The following is a 20841-nucleotide window of genomic DNA, read 5'->3' as shown; positions in this document are numbered from 1 at the left end:
ACCGTATCTACGTCATTCGACGCATATCACGTGGCTCACGCGCCCGAGATCCCTGCGTCGCCCACTACATCGGTCGTCCAATCTGGAACAAATTGCCGTGGATCCCAGCGCCTCTCAACGCATCGTCAAGGTTCGACGCGACTACAACACCTGGGTCGCCAACGAAACGCTGGAGGATTACGCCCTGCGGTTCACACCGCATTCGTTTCGCAAGTGGTCCTTGTTCCGGGTGGCAAACACCGCCGGCGGTGCAGCGTCCTTCCTGGCGCTGGAGGCCATTGGCGGCGCGCTGGCGCTGAACTACGGCTTCGTCAATGCCTTCTGGGCGATTGTTGCCGTCTCGCTCATCGTATTTCTGACAGGGTTGCCGATTTCGTACTACGCCGCGCGCCACGGTCTGGACATGGACCTGCTGACACGAGGCGCAGGCTTCGGCTACCTGGGGTCTACCCTGACTTCGCTGGTCTACGCGTCTTTTACCTTCATCTTCTTTGCGCTGGAGGCGGCCATCATGGCGCTGGCCATCGAGTTGGCGACAGGCCTGCCGCTGACGCTGGGTTATCTGCTGTGCGCCCTGGCCATCATTCCCATGGTCACATATGGGATAACCCTGATCAACCGCCTGCAAAACTGGACACAGCCGATCTGGTTGATCCTGTTGATCGTCCCCTACGCCTTTATCCTGTTCAAAGAGCCCCAGGCGCTGGATGGATTGCTGAGCTTCGCAGGCCATCACCGCGACAACGGTCATTTCGATATCCTGCTATTTGGCGCGGGGTCCGCCGTTGCCGCATCGCTGGTCACGCAGATTGGCGAACAAGTCGACTTTCTGCGCTTTCTGCCACAGCAGACACCCGCGAACCGATGGCGTTGGTGGACTGCCCTGCTCTGCGCCGGTCCGGGCTGGATCATTCCCGGCGCGCTCAAGATGCTGGGCGGCGCCTTTTTGGCCTATCTGGCGTTGGGTCACGGCGTCAGCATGGAAAAAGCCGCCGATCCCACGCACATGTATTGGGTCGCCTATCAGTATGTGTTCTCCACCCCGGGTCTGGCGTTGATCGCCATGGCGGTCTTTGTCGTCATCTCACAGGTAAAGATCAACGTGACCAACGCTTATGCGGGGTCGCTGGCATGGTCCAACTTCTTTGCCCGCCTTACCCACAGTCATCCAGGCCGCGTCGTCTGGCTGGTCTTTAATGTCATGATTGCCATTGGCCTCATGGAACTGGGTGTCTTCGACGCCCTGGAACATGTGCTGGCGATCTTTGCCCACGTGGCGCTGGCCTGGATCGGATCGCTGGTGGCCGATCTCGTCATCAACAAGCCCCTGGGCCTGAGCCCAGCCAGCATCGAGTTCCGGCGCGCGCACCTGTATGACATCAATCCTGTCGGCGTGGGCAGCATGATGATCTCGCTCACGATATCGCTGCTGGCCTTCGGCGGGGCCTTTGGTGCGATGGCTCAGGCACTATCGCCATTCATTGCACTGGCGACCACGTTCGTAGCGGCGCCGCTGATTGCATGGAGAACTCGCGGACGCTACAACCTGGCCCGCCAGCCCAACGCAACACACGCGCTCGAGTCGAAATGCGTCATCTGCGCCAATACCTTTGAGCCACCCGACATGGCGCATTGCCCCGCCTACAACGGAGCGATCTGCTCGCTATGCTGCACGCTGGACGCGCGCTGCCATGATCGCTGTAAATCCGAATCGCGCGCTCAAGATCAATTGGGTACTGCGCTACGGCGCATTTTTCCCGGGCCCATGACGCCGCTATTTCACTCGCGCCTGACTCACTACTTGATCATCCTTGGCGTCATGGCGGGGCTGCTGGCCTCAATCATGGCGCTGCTGTATTTTCAAGAGGCCGTGACCTATACCCGCAATGGCGCTGACATCAGTACGCTGAAGGCGGCTTTCATCAAGCTCTTTGCCGCCCTCATTCTGATCGGCGGGGTCGCAGCCTGGTGGCTGGTACTGACCAACGAAAGCCGCCAAGTCGCCCAAGAAGAGTCGGATCGGCAAACGCATCTATTGCTGCGGGAGATCGCAGCGCATGAGCAAACCGATGCACAACTGCAGCGCGCCAAAGAAGCGGCGGAAAGCGCCAACCTGGCCAAGAGCCGTTTTATGAGCGGCATGAGTCATGAGTTGCGTGCGCCGTTGAACAGCATTCTGGGTTACGCGCAAATCATGGCGCGAGATCCCGCTTTACCGGAACAAAGGCGTGAAGCGATCGACGTGATTCACCGCAGCGGCAAGCATCTGATCGGGCTGATCGACGGCCTGCTGGATGTGGCGCGCATTGAAGCCGGCAAACTCAAACTCGAAAACCATGAACTCCGATTGCCTGAGTTCCTGGATCAAGTCGTCATGATGTTCCGGCCCCAGGTCACGCTCAAAGGACTGCAATTCACCTATGAACCCTCGGACAACCTGCCGCGCATCGTCCAGGTCGACGAGAAGCGGCTGCGCCAGATCCTGATCAATCTGCTGAGCAACGCCGTCAAGTTCACTCAACAAGGACATGTCAGTTTTCGCGTGCGCCATGTCTCGGATATCGCTCAGTTCGAAATCGAAGACAGCGGCGCGGGTATTCCCGCGGCGGACTTGGAACGCATCTTTTTGCCATTCGAACGCAGTTGGGCAGGTGAAGAGCAAGCCGACACTGGCAGCGGCCTGGGCCTGACAATCTGCCGCATGCTGACCGGCATCATGGGCGGCGAGCTGACTGTCAAGAGCACGCTCGGGCAAGGCAGTGTCTTTATCCTGAAATTGTTCCTTCCTGCCGTGCGTGCGCCGCGCACCGGCGTCCTGCCACAGGGCCAGATCGTAGGCTACGAGGGCGTGCCTAAACGGGTGCTCACCGTCGATGACCAGGCCTCACAGCGACTCGTCGTCCGCGAAATGCTGGAACCGCTGGGATTTATCGTGCACGAGGCCGCCAACGGCTCCAGCGCACTGGAACTCGTCGAAGCACTGACGCCCGACCTGATATTGATGGACATCTCGATGCCAGATATGCAAGGCTGGGACGTTTGCCGTACGTTGCGTGCACGCGGCGTCCATGTGCCTATCATCATCCTCTCGGCCAAGGCATACGCACGCCCCGGCCCCCACGACACGCAAGACGCGCACGACGACTTTCTGACCAAACCCGTCATCATGGATGAACTGCTCGACAAGATCGGCCGGCACCTGGGACTGTGTTGGCGGGAGCTCGAAAGCTCACCGGCGCCGACGCCGGGCATGGATGAGTTGCATCGCATCGCGCTCGACTCCCAGCACACCGACGCTCTGCTCGAGCTTGGCGCCATGGGTTATGTCAAAGGCATCCTCGCACGGTTGGAGGCAATACGCAGCACCCAACCTGAAGCCGCCGTTCTCATCGACCACCTGATGGACCTCGCACGCAACTTCCAACTCGGCGAATACCAAAGCACGCTCAAGCATCATGTGCAGCATCACGCCACGCTCACGCAGAAACCATGCTGAATATCATGTCCGCCGAACTCAAAGACAAACATCTGGTGCTACTGGTAGATGACGCCCCGGATAACCTGAAAATGCTGTCGAATGCGCTCGACGACGCTGGCTATGATGTGCTGATCGCCACCGATGGCCATGCGGCACTGGAGCGCCTCGATTACGTCACGCCGGACATTGTGCTGCTTGACGCCATGATGCCTGGCATTGATGGCTTCGAAACCTGCCGCCGAATGAAAGCCGATCATCGCGCCGCACACATACCCATTGTCTTCATGACAGGGCTGACGGAAACCCACCATGTGGTGCACGGTTTTCAAGCGGGCGGCATCGACTATGTCACCAAACCGCTGGACACCGATGTGGTGTTGGCTCGCCTGAATGCTCACTTGCGCAGTCATCGGCTGATGAGCGTCGCGCTCGACGCCATCGACGCCGTCCACACCGCGGTGATCGCACTGGACGAAGCCGGTCACCCGATCTGGAAAACGGCGCGCGCACGCCAATGGCTACATACTTATTTTGGCTTGGATACCCAGGCAGCAGGTCTGCCGCAAGCTCTGCAACATTGGATCAGCGAAGCCTTGAGGCACACCGAGATCGATCGGATCGCCCCTTATACCCAGCCCGGGGGCGATCGTCAGTTGGTCATGCATCTGGCCAGACGCCCACAAGGTACGCAGGGTGAGCTCACCCTGCTGATCGAAGAACAACCGCTGCCTATCGACCCACGCCATCGTCTCGCCGAACAGTATCGCCTGACGGCGCGCGAAACCGATGTCCTGCTGTGGCTGGCCAAAGGCAAGACCAATCGGGACATCGGAGAAATACTCGGCATGGCGCCGCGCACGGTAAACAAACACCTGGAACACATCTTCGTGAAACTCGGCGTCGAAACGCGTGCGGCAGCCACGGCATTGACGCTGAAGCACGTGCATCACACGTAGTGCTGATTCAGAGCCGCGTGGACGCCACTGCCGAGGTCCACACCCAGCGTTTGCCGCGCAACTCGAAATCGTAGGTCATCGCATCCGAAGGGGCTTGTCTGAACTGACCGAACCATACGCGCACATGGTTGGGCGATAGCACTTCCCAACGCGATACGGCAGACAACGGACCGTTTGTCGACAAGCCCAGCATGGAGACAGAGGCCTCGCTACGTGGGCTTTTTCCGATGCCGCTATCCGACCAGTCGATGGGCCATTCACCGAGCTCCAGCATCCCGGAATACATCGCCAGCCCCGTCTGGAATGGATCGGCAACATCGTCGCCAAACCGCGACACGGCCAATTTGCCCATCCCGTCGTCAGAACGCGCGCACAGCACTCGCTGAAACAGCGCAAGCAATGCCTCCTCTTGGTCCACCCGCAGTTGCCCGCGCATCGTCTCCACCAAAGACTGTTTGCCATCGAGGCAGTGGCGCGCTTCCAGAAACACGCCCCGGTCCGTACGGTCAATGGAGGTCTGATTTTTCTGGCCCGTCATCATCGCAGCGATGTCCTGCCGCACGGCGTCCTCGGCAGACGTCGCTGCGAGCGCCGCAGACATGATCAAACCACTCGCGGCCAGGCATCCTGATAGCCGCACAAACGAAGCAATACTCATGATCGATACTAAAAAATTTAATCAAACACCTTCAGCCGCGCATCAAGCCCGAGCCGATTTCTTTTGGACAGTGTGCCCCAGAACAGACTCATGACCGCAAAGCCGGCGAGGTACAGACTCAAGGTCTGCTGCACCATGGACTGGCTGGCGCCGGACTCATTGCCTATGTTTAAAAACGGCGGCAGATAAGCGTCAGTCGCAAACGGGTCCAACATGGCCAAACAGGCCAGGTTCACCGTCAGGGTACGGATAGAGGTCATTAATCAACAATCTTAGGCGGGTAATGAATCCGCCAAGGATAGCCGACAAAATTGGAATAATGATAGAGATTGCCCATTAATTACTGCGGACGGCCAGCCTCGATCCATTGCCGCGTCTGCGTCATCGTCAATCGATAGCGCGCGCAGTTATAGAGGTCCAATGCCTGTAATTCCCGCAACAGTATGGGTCGAAACAACAGCATGTCTGGCGCAGGCAAACCGAGCGAAGCCATCGCGGCGTCGACGCTCATGCTGTCGCGCACCACTGCGCCAACGGATTCGAGCCGTATTCTGCGTAAGAGGACCCGTCTACGCCTCATGCAACGAATGCTGTTACCCAACTGGCGCAAGCATATGCCGCCTCAGACCTGGGGAGCAGGCGTCGCTCCGCTCAGGCCCATTGCCCCCGCCACCTCGAGCCCACCTAACCGTTCGATCATCGCGGCTTGGTCGGCTTTGGCCTGCCGATCGACTTGCTCGGGATCGCATATCGCATAGAGTGCAGCCCTCATCTCCGCCAACACCGCCGCGTACTCCGGATCCGCGCACAGATCGTGCAACTCCTCCGGGTCCGTATCCAGATTGAATAGCTCTGGTTCAAAACGAACATAGTGATGATATTTCCATGGCCCTCTGCGCAGCATGAATCCCGCGGTATTGCTGCCGGCGGCGTGATACTCACTCAACACAGCGCGAGTGGCGTCATAGGGCGCTCTGGACACTTCAAATAGCGAGCGTCCTGGACGTGATTCCATCTGCGGGCCCGGATCAACGCCCACTGCCTGCAATATCGTTGGGTATAAATCCAGCAGGTCCACCGGTGTGTTGCACACCGAGGGCTCCACGTCCGGTCCGGCCAGGATCATCGGGATCCCCACACTTTCCTGATAAAGCGTAGATTTCCCCCACAATCCACGGGCGCCCACGTTATCACCATGGTCCGAGGTGTAAACCACATGCGTCGAATCGGCCAGGCCCAACGCATCCAGGCCGTCCACGATCTGCCCCACATTGCTGTCCAGAAAACTACACAAGCCGTAGTACGCCAAGAACGCCCGCACACGTTCGTCTTCGCTCTGAAACGTCTCTTCGCTGCGCTCGAAATCGGCATAGGCCTGCACCCATGGATGACGCGTATAGCCGTCCTTGGGATGGAGCTTCGCCTCGGGAATCTGACGCGCCTCGTACAGACCAAAAAACGCTTGCGGCGCAATCAACGGGAAATGCGGCGCAACCAAGCCTACGTACAAGACAAAAGGCTCTCGGCGGCCTGCGGCATCACTCAACCAATCCAAGGCGCGGCCGGTCACCGATCGATCGTAAGACGTGTACGTAGACTCGCCACTGCCGATGCGATCGCCCAGCATACGTTTGCGCCCCTCGACCGGCAGATAAGGATCGCGAATAGAGGCCCACACCATGCCGTGTCCACCCACGACGTGCATCGGAATATGCTCGGCGTCGAATCCGACTGGGTCCTTCTCATTACGATAATGCAGCTTGCCTATACTTTCGACACGAATGCCCTGCTGTTGCAGGACATGCCCCCAACCGCTGGGGTCACCGACGTAGGGCATCGCGTTATCCCAGTGGCGGGTTTGATGGACCCGATGTCCAGTCGCGAACGCCGCCCGTGCCGGGACACAAATGGGACTCGGCGTATAGGCATTTGCAAAACGCACGCCTCGCGCCGCCAACGCGTCCAAATGAGGCGTCTGGATAAAGGGATGTCCGGAGCAACCCATGAATGCGGGGTTATGCTCATCAGACATGATGACAATGAGGTTCTTACCTTCCATGGTGCATCCTGAAGTCTCGGGCCACTCGGCCCGTCAAATCTCGGGGGTATAGCCGCTGTCCTGAACGATCTGGCGCCAGAACGTGTAGCCCTTGTCGAGCTGCTGTTTCAGGGCTTCGGACGTCGTGGCCTTGGGCAGGAAATACAGTTGCCGCATCGCTTGTTCGAAAACCGGCGAACCCACTGCGTCAATCACCGTTTGGCTCAACGCCTGTGCGGCTTCTCTGGACATGTGCTTATGTCCAAGCAGGGCGAAGTACTCGGTCATGGTCAGATCCGGATATCCAGCAGCCGCAAATGTCGGCACATCGGGCACGCTCGGAGACGAGGCCCTGCCCGTCGTCGCCAGAATGCGAATCTTGCCTGCCTTGTGCATAGGAATCAGGTTGGGCAGCGTCGTGATCAAAGACGGCAACGTTCCACCGACGGTATCACTCAGCGCCAACGATCCCCCTTTATAGGGAACGGCCGTCAGCGGCACATGCGATGCCTTGGCCAGCATCGCCCCAAGGAAACTCATGACCGTGCCCGCCCCTGGCGTGCCATACACCGCCACGCGAGCATCCCGTTGTGCCAACGCCAGAAAATCCTGCAGTGTCTGGGCAGGGCTATCCGCACCCACCGCAAAACCAAAAACAAATTCGCTGGCAGTGCCTAACGGCGTGAAATCATGAGGCGTATAGCCGAGGTTCTTATAGAGATGCGGATACAGCGTCAGATTCGTCGAGGGCGTCAACAGCACCGAATTTCCTTCGCCACCCGCCGCCAACAAGGCGTCCACCGCGATCCGGCCACCAGCCCCCGATTTGTTTTCGACGATGGTGGTGTAACCCTGTGTGCGCATCCCTTCGGCCAGTCCACGCGCCACGAGATCCACGGCTCCCCCGGGAGCGAATCCCACCAACATACGCAACGGAGCACGCGCGTAAAGCTGCCGTATTGGCAGCATGCTACAGCCCAGGGCAGCGCCCAACGCGCCCAGGAACCGCCTGCGTCGTCCTTGCATACTTGTCTCCGTGACTCACGTACTGTCTATTTCTTTAGGCAAGCGTAAGGCGACGCGGACATAAAAGACAAATATTATTTATCTTCATGCAATATAAGATTTTCTGTATAGCATTTCGCTTGTTATGGCTGGAGCTCATCACAGGCGCTTCGGTTACCGGACCAACCGCACAACGCGATTCAAGCAGCAGCGCTCAATACCTGCGCCAGTCTGCCACGCAAGGTTTTTTCTTTGATCAGGCGGCGCAGCACGATACCTATGCTCTCTTCAACCGCCAGCACCGCGCGGCCGGGCTCAGCCTGCGCCATACGGACAATGGACTGGGTGCGGGACAACACCGGGCGCACGATACGCCTCACCCCCATAGCCGGATTGCCACGCATCAACTCCCATCCTGCACTGTCCGGCAAAATGGCGAACGCCATGCCGTCCCTCACCAGCGCAAAGCTCAATACAGGATCGTTGATCTCGTACTTCACATTCAGCGTGCAGCCCAGATCCAATGCTGTGCGTTCGATCAATCTGCGCAAATCATGATCCCGATCGGGCGCCACCAGCGGACGCTGCCCGACGGCAGAAAATGAGATTGTCTTAGCCGGACGATCGAACATTTTCTCGACACCGAATAGCGAAAAGCCCTCTTCATACACCGGTTTACAGTACAAGCCCGGCAATTCGAACGCGTTAGGCATCAGCGCCACATCCAACTGCCGCGACTCCACGGCGGACCGCATCTCGCTAGACAACGCCGACGACATCACCAGGCGAATCTCGGGATAGGTCTGCTCCACATATCGCACGAGCGGTGCCGCAAGCACCTGCGCCAGCGATCTCGCCATACATATACGCACAGGGCCTCTGGGCGTCCCGGTCAGCCCGAGCACGTCTTCTTTTAGCGACTCCAATTGATCGAGAATCGACGCTGCGCGTGATTGCAGCCGCTTGCCCTCAGACGTCAAGGCGACGCCTTTGGCATGACGCTCGAATAAAGCAACACCCAACTCCGATTCGAGCGCCGCCACATGCTGACTCAAGGCGGGCTGCGCAATACGCAACGCCGCAGACGCCAGCGACAGGCTGCCGCTATGGGCGATTTCCAGGAAATAGCGTAATTGGCGTGGGGTCATCGCAATCTACCGGAAACCTTTGTCCTGATCTTGCAGCAGGCCAGTATCATGGAACGCATTCGCGTAATGCTCGGTCAGCAAGGCGATAAATGTAGCAGCTTATCTTGAGCCAGAATGGCCCGCAGGTTGCCGTCAAGCAACAAGTCCTTTATTGTGCGCGTTACATGCCTCGCGGAATGAGTCCGCCCTATTCCAGGTAATTTAAAGGAAATGTGGATGACGGAAGAACGCCCAGAAAAGAAAGATCCCATGATCCCCGATGGAGAAGTCAACCCCATCGACACCGATTATCAGGTCGGCCAGGACAACATCATCGTTAACGTCGGGCCATTCGGCCTCGACATCCACAACCCGGTATTCGGCGTTGCGGGCGGGCTGGTGATTTTGTTCGTTGCGTTGACATTGGGTTTTCACGATCAAGTCGAGTCGATATTCAGCGGCATGAAGGACTGGCTGACATCCAACCTCGACGGATTCTTCCTTGTTGCGGGCAACTTTTTTGTGCTGGTGTGCCTGATTGTCGCCTTCTCTCCGTTAGGCCGGGTGCGGCTGGGCGGGACGGAAGCAAAGCCCGACTATACCTATCTAGGCTGGTTTTCGATGCTGTTTGCCGCCGGCATGGGCATCGGGCTGATGTTCTTCGGCGTCTCAGAGCCCTTGACCCATTTCGGCACTGCGTTCGGCGGCATAGAGATGACCGACGGCATACGGACCGACTGGGCCCCTCTGGGCGCCGCAGCCGGCGACGCGCAAGCCGCCACCCGCCTGGGCATGGCGGCCACGATCTACCATTGGGCGCTACACCCCTGGGCCATCTACGCCGTACTGGCGCTCGGGCTGGCACTGTTCTCGTTCAACAAAGGACTGCCGCTGACAATCCGGTCTGTGTTCTACCCGCTGCTGGGCGAGCGCGTGTGGGGCTGGCCGGGACATGTTATCGACATCCTCGCCGTGCTGGCCACACTGTTCGGCTTGGCCACCTCGCTGGGCTTTGGGGCGTCGCAGGCCAGTTCGGGCCTGCACTTCCTGTTTGGTACTCCCCAGGGCATCAGCGTCCAGATCATACTGGTCATCGTCATCACAGCCATCGCGCTGTTCTCGGTCGTCGCAGGCTTGGATGCGGGGGTCAAGCGCCTGTCCGAGATCAATATGGCGCTGGCATTACTGCTGTTGCTGTTTGTCATCGCCGTGGGGCCAACGCTGGACATCCTCAGCGGATTTTTCTCGAACCTCGGCGCCTATCTTCAGTATCTGCCGGCGCTGTCCAACCCGGTAGGGCGAGAGGACACTAATTTCCTGCAAGGCTGGACCGCCTTTTACTGGGCATGGTGGATCTCTTGGTCACCCTTTGTCGGTATGTTCATCGCACGTGTATCGCGCGGCCGCACGGTTCGTGAGTTCATCATCTCAGTGCTGATTGTGCCTTCGCTGGCGTGCACCCTGTGGATGACTGTGTTCGGCGAAACCGCGATCTCACAAGTCGTGCGCAGCGGCTACGAAGCGGCTCGCGATGCGGAATTGCCGCTGCAGCTGTTCATGATGCTCGATGCACTGCCATTGAAGGAAATCACCTCCTTCATCGCCATCGTACTGGTGGTAGTGTTCTTTGTTACGTCCTCTGACTCCGGCTCTCTCGTCATCGATGTCATCTCGGCTGGCGGCAAGGTCGATGCCCCGGTTCCACAGCGCGTGTTCTGGGCTGTGTTTGAAGGGCTCGTAGCTATCGCGCTGATTCTCAGCGGCGGACTGGTGGCCCTGCAGGCCATGGCCGTATCGACTGGCCTGCCATTTGCCATCGTGTTGCTGGCAGCCACGCTGGCGATCATCAAGGGGCTCATGTCGGAACCACGGCGCTAAGAAAACCCAAGGGCTCGGGTCGCGAAGGCGCCCTTGCCCTCAAGCTACCGGCACTGTTACGCATCACTCCCGCACTGAAAACATGCAGATCGAGCAGCTTGAAATCTTCGATTTTCTCCATTCCCATCCGCCTTTCGATGCCTTGCCTCGCGAGGCGCTGGAACATGCCACGGCGGCCGTCGACGTGCGTTACTACAAGGCGGGCGAACAGATCGTAGAGTTCGGCCAGGCCTCCGAGTACTGGTACGTGGTACGCAGCGGTGCAGTGGAAGTCTTTCGACGCACCGGAACTTTGTATAACCGCCTGACGTCCGGCGGACACTTCGGAGAATTCGGCTTGCTGCGTCACGGCCGGGTTCGTTTTCCTGCGCGTGCGCTGGAAGACTCGCTGATCTACCTGATTCCGCAGTCAATATTTCTCGATTTGTTCGATAACTATGAGGCGTTCGCGGATTACGTCGAGATCGAAGACCGCACCCGGTTACGGCAAGTCATGTCGCGCCGCGAGGATGCCAATGATCTGTTGTCAGCGACCATCGACACCCTCGTCACGCGCGAGGCAGTGACCCTGAGCCGCCAGGCGAGCGCGCGCGAAGCGGCGGAACGCATGACACAAGAAGGCGTGTCCTCGCTATTGATCGTGGATGACAATCCCGACATTCCTGGTCTGCCGTTGCTGTCCGGGATACTTACCGACCGCGACCTGCGTACGCGGCTGCTTGCGCCAGGCTTGGTTCACGACACGCCAGTGGCCGACATCATGACACCCGATGTAGTAACAGTGTCACACAATCAAGTCATATTCGAAGCGATGCTGGCGATGCTGCGTCATAACGTGCATCACCTGCCCGTGATGAAGGACCAGCGCCCGCTCGGTATCATCGCACTGTCAGACATCATCCGTTATGAATCACGCAACAGTCTTTTCGTAGTCGGAAGCATCTTCCGCGCACAGAATACAGATGAACTGGCGGCCCTGGTGCCCGACATGCAGGCCTGTTTCACCCGCATGGTTGCTGAAGAAGCCTGCGCGCACATGGTAGGCAGCGCGATGACTGCGATTGGACGCGCCGTGAAGCAACGCCTGCTGGAACTCGCAGAAGCCGAGCTTGGCCCGCCCCCTGTGCCCTATTGCTTTCTCGCGCTGGGTTCAATGGCTCGCCAGGAACAGCTCATTGTCACCGATCAGGACAACGCCCTCATCGTGGACGACCGCTTTGATCCCGCTCAGCATGACGCCTGGTTCAAGGCGCTCGCCACCTTCGTCAGCGATGGGTTGGCACGCTGCGGCTATTCGTACTGCACAGGCGGCGTCATGGCGACCAACGAAAAATGGCGTCAGCCGTTGAAAACATGGGAACGCCTCTTTACCGATTGGATCGAGCGCCCAACTCCCGAGTCACTGCTTCATGCCGGCATATTTTTTGACCTCGATGGCGTATGGGGCCGCACGGAATGGGCAGCGCATCTGCGCAAGATGATTGCGCGCAAGGCCCAGGGGAACTCTCGATTCCTCGCGTGTATGGCACGCAATGCGTTGCTGCGAACACCGCCATTGGGTTTCTTCAAAGACTTCGTCGTCGAATCCGATGGCCGGCACACGCACGCCATCAACATCAAGCGCCGCGGCACCGGCCCTTTGACGGACCTGATCCGCGTGCATGCATTGGCAATCGGCTCACCGGCACTCAACTCGTTTGATCGCCTGCGCGAAATCATCGACGCCGCCATCTTGCCGCTAGGGCGAGGACAAGATATGTACGACGCCCTGGAGTTCATCACCATGGTGAGGGCGCGAGTCCAGGCTGATGAACTGACTGCAGGCAACGATCCCGATAACAGCGTAGAGCCCGAAAAACTTTCGGACTTCGAACGCAAGAGTCTACGCGATGCGTTCCTGATACTGAGCAACGCGCAGAAGTACCTTAAGTACCGTTATCAGCCGGGACGGTCCAATTAAAAATGCTGCACCTCGGAAACCTGCGAACAGAGCAAGATGCCAGTCGCACCGCGCCTGCACACGACTGGCCGACGCGCTTTTCGATGCTGGCCGAGGCGGCAAACGACCCACGGCTCAAAGCCTTTTACGCGCAGGGCACGCCATCCGGCGACAGCCCCTTGGATGGCACCCCGCTTGTTGCTCTCGACGTGGAGACCACCGGTCTCGACACATCGCAGGACGAGATCGTCAGCATCGGCGTCGTCCCCATGACATTGGCGCGCATTCAGGCAAGCGCCTCCCGGTACTGGGTGGTGCGCCCCAAGGCAGAATTGACGCCAGAATCGATAACCATCCACGCCATCACTCACTCGCAGATCGAAGAGGCGCCCGATTTGGAGGTAATTCTCGATGAGTTGTTGCAAATGCTGGCGGGCCGCATCATTGTCGTCCATTGCCGCGACATCGAGCGCAGTTTTCTGAATACCGCGCTCATGTCTCGTATCGGCGAGGGCATCGAATTTCCAGTCATCGACACCATGGAGCTCGAAGCGAGACTACACCGCAAACCGCCCACCCTGTTTGCCAGGTTGCTAGGCCGGCGAGCACGACCTGTCTCGATCCGGCTTGCGCCCAGCCGCGCACGCTACCGGCTGCCGCGATACCGCGCCCACCATGCGTTGACTGACGCATTGGCCAGCGCCGAACTGTTGCAGGCACAAGTGGCGCACAGATTTTCACCACAAACCCCGCTGCGTGAACTGTGGCGGTGAGAGCATTCATTGCTCCGATGCATAAGCTCGCTCGCTCACCGCGGTCCGATGTGAACGGCGTGCCCTGGCTTTGGTAAAACGCCGTCACTTTGATACACTCCCTTGTTGGGTGTCAGGCAAACTTCCATTGCTGGGCAGGTTAACGCGCAGGTCGGGCCGCCGCGCGGAGTAACTTCGACTATGCACGACACCACTTCCTCTTTTTTTGAAGTCGCAACCGCGATCATTTTTGCGCTGGCGCTGCTCCATACGTTCGCTGCCAAGCAATTTGAACGGCTCTCTCATCGTTTCCCGCGCCACGCCGGCTTATTTCATCTGCTAGGCGAAGTAGAAATCGTCTTTGGATTCTGGGCTGCCATTCTCATCGCATTTATGGCGTTGACAGTGGGAGGCAGCGAAGCATTAGCGTACGCCGAATCGCGTAACTACACCGAACCGTTATTTGTATTCGTCGTCATGGTGGTAGCGGCCTCACGGCCCATACTGCAAACCGTTATAGCCATGATCGATGCCATCGCGCGAATGTTGCCTATCCGTACCTCTGTGGCGACAGCGTGGTTGGGACTGGCCGTCGTGCCGCTAATGGGCTCGCTCATTACCGAACCTGCAGCGATGACGATTGCAGCGCTGCTGCTCGCACCGCAGATTTTCAGGCCAGCAATGCCCAATGGGGCCAAGTACCTCGCGCTTGGCGTTCTCTTTGTCAACGTGTCGATCGGTGGAACGCTGACGTCATATGCCGCGCCGCCTGTCCTCATGGTGGCCAGCACGTGGCAATGGGACTCTGCCTTCATGCTCGCCAACTTCGGATGGAAGTCGGCATTGGCCGTTATTGTGAATGCGACCATCGCGACGCTCGCTGTCCGTACGCACATCGACAACGTAGCCTTGAGCTCCGGCACCACGTCGAATGCCAAGCCCGTGCCGGTGTCTGTGGTCGCGGTACACCTCGCCACGTTGGCGGCTGTTGTCTTGCTTGCTCATCACCCGGTGGCCTTCCTGGGGATTTTTCTCCTTTTCCTTGGGTTTACTCACGCCTATGAGCGCCATCAGAGCGCCCTCATCATCAAAGAAGCCTTATTGGTCGGCTTTTTCCTCGCCGGTCTGGTGGTGCTCGGGGGGATGCAGCAATGGTGGCTGCAACCCATCGTATCGAGCCTCGAACCCATTGCTCTGTTCTTCGGCTCACTAGGCTTGACGGCTATTACGGACAACGCCGCGCTGACTTACCTCGGATCATTGATTGAGGGAATGTCCGACGACGCGAAATACATGCTCATGGCAGGGGCTGTTGCGGGCGGTGGGCTGACCGTTATTGCGAACGCACCGAACCCCGCCGGCGTCGCGCTGCTCAAGCGCGGTTTTTCTGACGAAACCGTCAGTGCAGGCGGCTTGCTGTTGGGGGCACTGGTACCGACAGCGGTAGCGGCGGCGGCCTTGCTGCTGTTGTGAATTTGGAGTGATGTGAAAAAAGCCCTTGAGATGCTCAAGGGCTTTTGTATTTTTGGCGGACAGAGGGGGATTCGAACCCCCGATACGCTTATCACGTATACACGCTTTCCAGGCGTGCGCCTTCAACCACTCGGCCACCTGTCCTGATCCGGGCACGCTTGCAGCCGAGTCGCCTCAAAGAAGCTGGCCACAACGCGAATCCGCGATTCTAGCAGAAATGGAGACAGTGCGTTAAAGCGACGCCCCGCTGGACTCAAGCGGGTGTTAGCTCCGGGACAAGGCCGTTAACCGCTCTACCACATAAATCTAATAACGCCACATTAATATCGATATGCGATATTAAAAATATGTATTGCAATACTATTGGAATGAAATTTAAAGTAGCGTCAATTGCAGTGTTCAGCTTCAGTCGTCCCCCGCCCCATGGGCCAACCAGGACCTACTCGTTGTATGCAGAACCTCACGCTAAATCCCGCCATCACATCAAGCACTACTTCGCAGTTGGTGGAGCACGACACGCGGCATTCACTATGGTTGGCCACCGCAAATGCAACACCTGCTCTTCCGGTGTTAGATGCCAGCCGTCGCGCTGACGTCATCGTGGTTGGCGGCGGTTATTTAGGGTTAGCCTGCGCACTGCAACTGGCCAGCCACGGCGTCGATGTCACAGTGCTCGAAGCCGCCACGCCGGGTTTCGGCGCCTCCGGCCGCAATGGCGGCCAAGTCATCCCCGGACTCAAATACGATCCCGCTGAGCTGACCTCGCTATTCGGCCCGGCACAGGCCGAAAACATCATCGCATTCGCATCCGCAACGGCAGACGCGGTATTTGACACCGTTGCGCGGTACAACATTCAATGTGATGCCATACGTCAGGGCTGGATTCAAGGCGCACACAACGACTCGATGTTGCGCACAACGGAGCAGCGGGCCAGACAATGGATCGCGCGCGGCGCCAATGCGCAATTGCTCGATGGCCCGGCCATTACGCAGATGATCGGCTGCGCGCCGGGTCTCTATCGCGGCGGCTGGATAGACCGGCGGGCCGGTTCAGTGCACCCGTTAAATTATGCATTGGGCCTGGCCAGCGCAGCGATTGAACAGGGCGCGCACGTATTCCAGCAATCCGCGGCAACGCGCATCGAACGCGACGGCCGCGACTGGCGCGTCATCACCCAGCAAGGCGCATCGGTGAGCGCGCCCCAGATCGTCCTGGCCACTAATGCCTATACCGACGAATTATGGCCACGGCTGCGCACCTCGATCGTTCCCGCGGTCAGCTCACAGGTCGCGACAGACCCGCTGCCCACGCAACTGCGCTCGCTCATTTTGCAAGAACAACAGGTCGTGTCCGATGCTCGCCGGCTGCTGCATTATTACCGCGTGGATGCCGCGGGCCGATTGATCATCGGAGGACGCGGCAACCAGCCCTCTCGACAAGGGGTGCAGGATTATCAGCACATCCGCCGCGCGCTGGAAGCCACCTTTCCTCAATTGACAGGCGTCTCCCTGCCCTACCGGTGGTCGGGCAGACTCGCCATGACGCGCGACAGCATGCCGCATCTGCACCAGCCTGCCCCCGGCATCACGATCGCGCTGGGCTGCAATGGGCGTGGTGTGGGTTTGACCACCGCAATAGGGCAGGCCATTGCCGATCACCTGCGCCTTGATAACGGTGCCGCGCTGCCGTTTTCGGTAACGCCAATTCGCCCTATTCCGCTGCACAAGCTGCACCGCCTGTACATCGCGGTTGCCGTGCAGTATTTCAAGATCCGTGATTTGTTCTAAAGCTGGCGCCTAGGCGCCCACCTTGCATCCTTGCCGTTGAATACATGAGGAAAGTGTTATGAGAGTCGGTGTAGAAGTGGGTGGTACGTTCACAGATCTGGTTGCCTTTCATGGCGACTCGGTCACGATCACCAAAGTCCCCAGTACCCCTCACGCGCCAGAACAAGGCGCCTTCAACGCAATCATCGAATCGGGGCTGCCCATTTCGCAGATCGAGGATTTTGCGCACGGCTCCACCGTGGCAACCAACGCGATCCTGGAGCGCAAGGGCGAACGTGTGGCATTCGTCACGACGGCGGGTTTTCGCGATATGTTGCTGCTGCAGCGTCAGGATCGGCGCAACATTTACAACCTGCGTTATGCAAACCCGGCCAGTGTGGTGGGTCGCGAGTCGTGTTTCGAGGTCATCGAGCGCATGTTGGCCGACGGGTCTATCGACACCGGCCTGGATGAAACCGATCTGACCCAGCGCTTGATTCCCGAGCTAAAGCGGGGCGAGTACCGCGCCATTGCGGTCTGCCTATTGAACGCCTTCTCCAATCCTGCACACGAAAAACGCGTCGCAGCGATATTGACCGAATATCTGCCTGAAGCCACGGTGACGATCTCGACCGATGTCGTCAATGAATTCCGCGAGTATGAGCGGTCCAGCACGACCGCACTTTCAGCCTACGTACAACCCGTGATTGCCGGTTATCTGAAACGATTCTCGAGCTGGCTCACAGAGCAGCAATTCAAAGGGAATTTCTCCGTCATGCAGTCCAACGGCGGCCGCCTGCCGGCAGACGCGATGGGTCGCAATGCGGTATCGGCGCTGTTTTCAGGCCCTGCAGCCGGCGTAGTAGGCGCCACGCGCCAGACGGGACGCTCAGGCTTCACGAACCTGATTACCTTTGATATGGGCGGTACCAGCACCGATGTGTCACTGATCGAGAACGGTGAATTTCGCATGAGCACAGAAACCGTGATCGACGGTCTGCCCGTGCGTACCCCTGTGCTGGATATCGCTACCGTCGGTGCAGGCGGCGGCAGCATCGTCTGGATGGATGATGGCGGCATGTTGCGCGTCGGGCCGCGCAGCGCTGGCGCCAACCCTGGTCCGGTCTGCTATGGGAAAGGGGGCACCCAACCGACGGTGACAGATGCGCACGTGGTCTGCGGCACGATCAGAGCCGACATCAAGCTCGGCAACCACATCAGAATCGACCGCGAGGCCGCGCGACAGGCCTTCAAGCCGTTGGCCGACAAACTCTCATTGAGCATCGAAGCCACCGCCGAGGCAGCCATCCACCTGGCCAATGCCAATATCGTACGCGCCATTCAGCTCGTATCGACGGAGCGTGGACGCGATCCTCGTGACTATGCCATCGTCCCGTTCGGCGGCGCAGGCCCCCTGCATGCGTGCCGGGTAGCGGACGACCTCGGCGTGGACAAGGTCGTCATTCCGCCCAATGCCGGTGTGATTTCCGCATACGGCCTGCTTGCCTCGGATTTCGTGAAGTTCGAAAGCCGCACCCACAAAGTGCGATTGACGCCCGAGGCGATCGAGCCGCTGGCATCGAGCATTCAACAGCTCAGCGATACGCTGTCGGCGCAATTTGCCGAGATCGGTCTCGCTGCGCCATATGAATGGAAAGTGAGCGTGGATATGCGTTTCGTCGGCCAGGCCTTTGAGGTCGCCGTAGATCTGAGCCCCGAGGATCTGCAGGCGCTATCCGATGACATGCTGCGTGCACGTTTTCTGGAAGCGCATGAACGTATCTATTTCCATGGCGCCACATCCAATCGGGCGATCGAAGTCATCAGTTTGCGCGTATCGGCCAGAAAGCCATTGGCCAAGATCCCCCACCTCGTGCGGGAGCAGCAAGCATCACATCCGATCCCTGACACCGAGTTGTTTGGCGATGGTGCATGGCACGTTTGCCGCCGGGTCGCCGAGGGCGCCTTGCGTGTGGACGAGCCGCTGAACGGCCCCGCTGTCATAGAAGGGGTGACCACCACGGTCCTGATTCCTGCCGGCTGGTCCAGCACGCTGGATACCAGTGACAACCTGATTCTGACGAGGAAAGCGTGATGAATGTTTCTGCAATCGACTACGCGGTAATCAGCCAGGCGCTTCACGCCGCCGCCAACGAAATGGGCGCAAAACTGATCCGTTCGGCCTATTCAACGGTACTGCGCGAGGCGCGCGACGGTGCGTCGGCGCTGCTGGATGCAGCGGGCAATGTCGTCGCCCAGGCAGATCTGATTCCCATGCAATTGGGCCCCATGAGCATGACGATCAAACCATGCCTGGAACGTCATCCAATCGACACCCTGGAGGAAGGCGATTTCTTTATCAATAACGACCCGTTCGAAGGCGGTCAGCATCTACCCGATGTCTTTATTTTTACGCCCATCTTTGTCGATGGGAAAGTGATCGGTTTTGGCGCCAGCGTGGCGCATCACCTGGATCTAGGTGGCGGCAGCCCAGGCTTGAACAGCAGCGCTACCGACGTATTTCAGGAAGGGCTGCGCATTCCTCCATCAAAGTACAACATGCATCGGGACTGGAACGGCGGGGCGTTCGAACGGCTGGTCGCAGCCAATGTCCGCGTACCGGACTTGACGATTGGCGACTTCAACGCCCAGCACTCGGCCAATGCCATCGGTGCAGACCGCGTACGGGCCCTCTGCCAAAAGTACGGCGTAGATGCCGTGTGCGAGGTGATGACTGAGTTCGTGGCCTATTCCGAACGCCGCATGCGGCACGCAATCTCTCAGATCCCTGATGGCGTCTACTACGGCGAAGACGCCGTCGACGATGACGGTACGAACGACGCCCCATTGACCGTCAAGGTCAAGGTCGAGGTTCGTGGGGATGAGATCTACATCGATTTCACTGGCACCTGCGATCAGGTGATGCGCAATGTGAATTGCCCACTGTCCTCGACGCATTCTGCCGCGCTGAACGTCGTGAAGTCCGTGGCATCCGAGAGCGAGATCCCTTACAACGAGGGCATCAAGCGTCCTATACACATCCATGTCCCACCCGGCACGCTGCTGAATCCCACCCACCCTGCCCCCGTCAGGGCGCGTATGGAGGCCGCATATCGTGCATTCAACGCCATTATGAAAGCGCTGGCCAAGGCCTTGCCAGAGCGCGTGATTGCGTCCGGATTCGACACCACGGCCGTGATTTGCTTCTCTCGCCATGACTCGGCGGGCTATCACATCAGCCTGGAAATCTTCGGTGGCGGATACGGCGCATCCGCACAAGCCGACGGCTGCGACGCCGTGGACTCGCCCCTGTCAAACTGCAGCAACACCCCCATCGAGGCGCTCGATGCGCAGCACGACTTCATCCGGGTCATCGCACACAGACTCGAAGCAGACTCATTCGGCCACGGAGCACAACGCGGCGGTTCTGGATTCTCTCGGCACTACCGGGTACTTCGTGACGATGTGAAGCTGGAGCTGTACGCGGATCGTTTCCGCATCCAGCCGTCCGGCCTCTTTGGCGGTACGCCTGCGCAATTGGGCAGGTGCACAGTACACCGAGGATCGGAGCAATTCGAGGTTTCGTCGAAATCGTCGACATGGCTGAAAAAAGGCGACGTCATCGAGCTGTTCTGCGGTGGTGGCGCCGGCTACGGCGAGCCCTCGCAACGGTCGCGTGACGCGATACATAAAGATCTGGTCACGGGCCTGCTGACGCCAGAGACTGCCCGTGTCGCGTACGGATATACATCCTGATTCTGGTCTCGTTC

General features: G+C 58.9%; 15 protein-coding genes and 1 tRNA gene. 9 read left to right on the top strand and 7 right to left on the bottom strand.

Features of this window, described 5'->3' with window-relative positions:
- Positions 1–97 precede the first annotated feature (97 nt).
- Together ACYVIT_RS24170 and ACYVIT_RS24165 are read left to right on the top strand one after the other, a co-directional pair.
- Complete coding sequence (locus ACYVIT_RS24170) at positions 98–3496, top strand: ATP-binding protein (RefSeq protein WP_415807397.1); 3399 nt, start codon at positions 98–100, stop codon at positions 3494–3496.
- Positions 3490–4434, top strand: a complete 945-nt coding sequence (locus ACYVIT_RS24165) for a response regulator (RefSeq protein WP_415807398.1) — start codon at positions 3490–3492, stop codon at positions 4432–4434. The genes ACYVIT_RS24170 and ACYVIT_RS24165 overlap by 7 nt, the downstream gene beginning before the upstream one ends.
- Before the next feature lie 7 nt (positions 4435–4441).
- Here ACYVIT_RS24165 and ACYVIT_RS24160 read toward each other — a convergent pair whose 3' ends face one another.
- The 6 genes from ACYVIT_RS24160 to ACYVIT_RS24135 all read right to left on the bottom strand — a co-directional run bounded on the left by ACYVIT_RS24160 (position 4442) and on the right by ACYVIT_RS24135 (position 9283).
- Positions 4442–5092 (bottom strand): hypothetical protein, encoded by a 651-nt coding sequence (locus tag ACYVIT_RS24160; RefSeq protein WP_415807399.1) that lies wholly within the window; start codon positions 5090–5092, stop codon positions 4442–4444.
- Positions 5093–5109: 17 nt separating this feature from the next.
- Entirely contained in the window at positions 5110–5352 is a 243-nt protein-coding gene (locus ACYVIT_RS24155; protein ID WP_415807400.1) for a hypothetical protein, read from the bottom strand.
- Between the two features lie 80 nt (positions 5353–5432).
- Positions 5433–5603, bottom strand: a complete 171-nt coding sequence (locus ACYVIT_RS24150) for a hypothetical protein (protein WP_415807401.1) — start codon at positions 5601–5603, stop codon at positions 5433–5435.
- Positions 5604–5714: 111 nt separating this feature from the next.
- On the bottom strand, positions 5715–7151 hold the full coding sequence (locus ACYVIT_RS24145; RefSeq protein WP_415807402.1) for a sulfatase-like hydrolase/transferase: 1437 nt from the start codon (positions 7149–7151) through the stop codon (positions 5715–5717).
- A 33-nt stretch (positions 7152–7184) separates the two neighbouring features.
- Positions 7185–8156 carry a tripartite tricarboxylate transporter substrate-binding protein gene (locus ACYVIT_RS24140; protein ID WP_415807403.1) on the bottom strand — a complete coding sequence of 324 codons (972 nt, stop codon included), beginning with the start codon at positions 8154–8156 and terminating at the stop codon, positions 7185–7187.
- Positions 8157–8335: 179 nt separating this feature from the next.
- Entirely contained in the window at positions 8336–9283 is a 948-nt protein-coding gene (locus ACYVIT_RS24135) for a LysR family transcriptional regulator (RefSeq protein WP_415807404.1), read from the bottom strand.
- Positions 9284–9499: 216 nt separating this feature from the next.
- Between ACYVIT_RS24135 and ACYVIT_RS24130 the strand changes: the two genes are divergently transcribed.
- The 4 genes from ACYVIT_RS24130 to ACYVIT_RS24115 all read left to right on the top strand — a co-directional run bounded on the left by ACYVIT_RS24130 (position 9500) and on the right by ACYVIT_RS24115 (position 15304).
- A complete protein-coding gene (locus ACYVIT_RS24130) occupies positions 9500–11140 on the top strand; it encodes a BCCT family transporter (RefSeq protein ID WP_415807405.1) in 1641 nt (546 codons plus the stop codon).
- A gap of 82 nt (positions 11141–11222) precedes the next feature.
- Positions 11223–13100 carry a DUF294 nucleotidyltransferase-like domain-containing protein gene (locus tag ACYVIT_RS24125; protein WP_415807406.1) on the top strand — a complete coding sequence of 626 codons (1878 nt, stop codon included), beginning with the start codon at positions 11223–11225 and terminating at the stop codon, positions 13098–13100.
- 2 nt (positions 13101–13102) lie between these two features.
- Entirely contained in the window at positions 13103–13852 is a 750-nt protein-coding gene (locus ACYVIT_RS24120) for a 3'-5' exonuclease (protein WP_415807407.1), read from the top strand.
- A gap of 180 nt (positions 13853–14032) precedes the next feature.
- On the top strand, positions 14033–15304 hold the full coding sequence (locus ACYVIT_RS24115; protein ID WP_415807408.1) for a putative Na+/H+ antiporter: 1272 nt from the start codon (positions 14033–14035) through the stop codon (positions 15302–15304).
- A gap of 53 nt (positions 15305–15357) precedes the next feature.
- Here ACYVIT_RS24115 and ACYVIT_RS24110 read toward each other — a convergent pair.
- A tRNA-Ser gene (locus tag ACYVIT_RS24110) sits at positions 15358–15448 on the bottom strand.
- Positions 15449–15754: 306 nt separating this feature from the next.
- Between ACYVIT_RS24110 and ACYVIT_RS24105 the strand changes: the two genes are divergently transcribed.
- Genes ACYVIT_RS24105 through ACYVIT_RS24095 form a run of 3 tightly spaced genes read left to right on the top strand, consistent with a single transcriptional unit; the run spans position 15755 to position 20827 of the window.
- Positions 15755–17092 carry an NAD(P)/FAD-dependent oxidoreductase gene (locus tag ACYVIT_RS24105; RefSeq protein ID WP_415807409.1) on the top strand — a complete coding sequence of 446 codons (1338 nt, stop codon included), beginning with the start codon at positions 15755–15757 and terminating at the stop codon, positions 17090–17092.
- 58 nt (positions 17093–17150) lie between these two features.
- A complete protein-coding gene (locus tag ACYVIT_RS24100; RefSeq protein WP_415807410.1) occupies positions 17151–19166 on the top strand; it encodes a hydantoinase/oxoprolinase family protein in 2016 nt (671 codons plus the stop codon).
- Positions 19166–20827, top strand: coding sequence for a hydantoinase B/oxoprolinase family protein (locus tag ACYVIT_RS24095; protein WP_415807412.1), 1662 nt, complete (start codon positions 19166–19168; stop codon positions 20825–20827). The genes ACYVIT_RS24100 and ACYVIT_RS24095 overlap by 1 nt, the downstream gene beginning before the upstream one ends.
- Positions 20828–20841 lie beyond the last annotated feature (14 nt).

This window comes from Bordetella muralis (assembly GCF_054781015.1).
The sequence above is the reverse complement of the archived record's forward strand: the minus strand, read 5'-3'. Positions and strand labels throughout refer to the sequence as shown.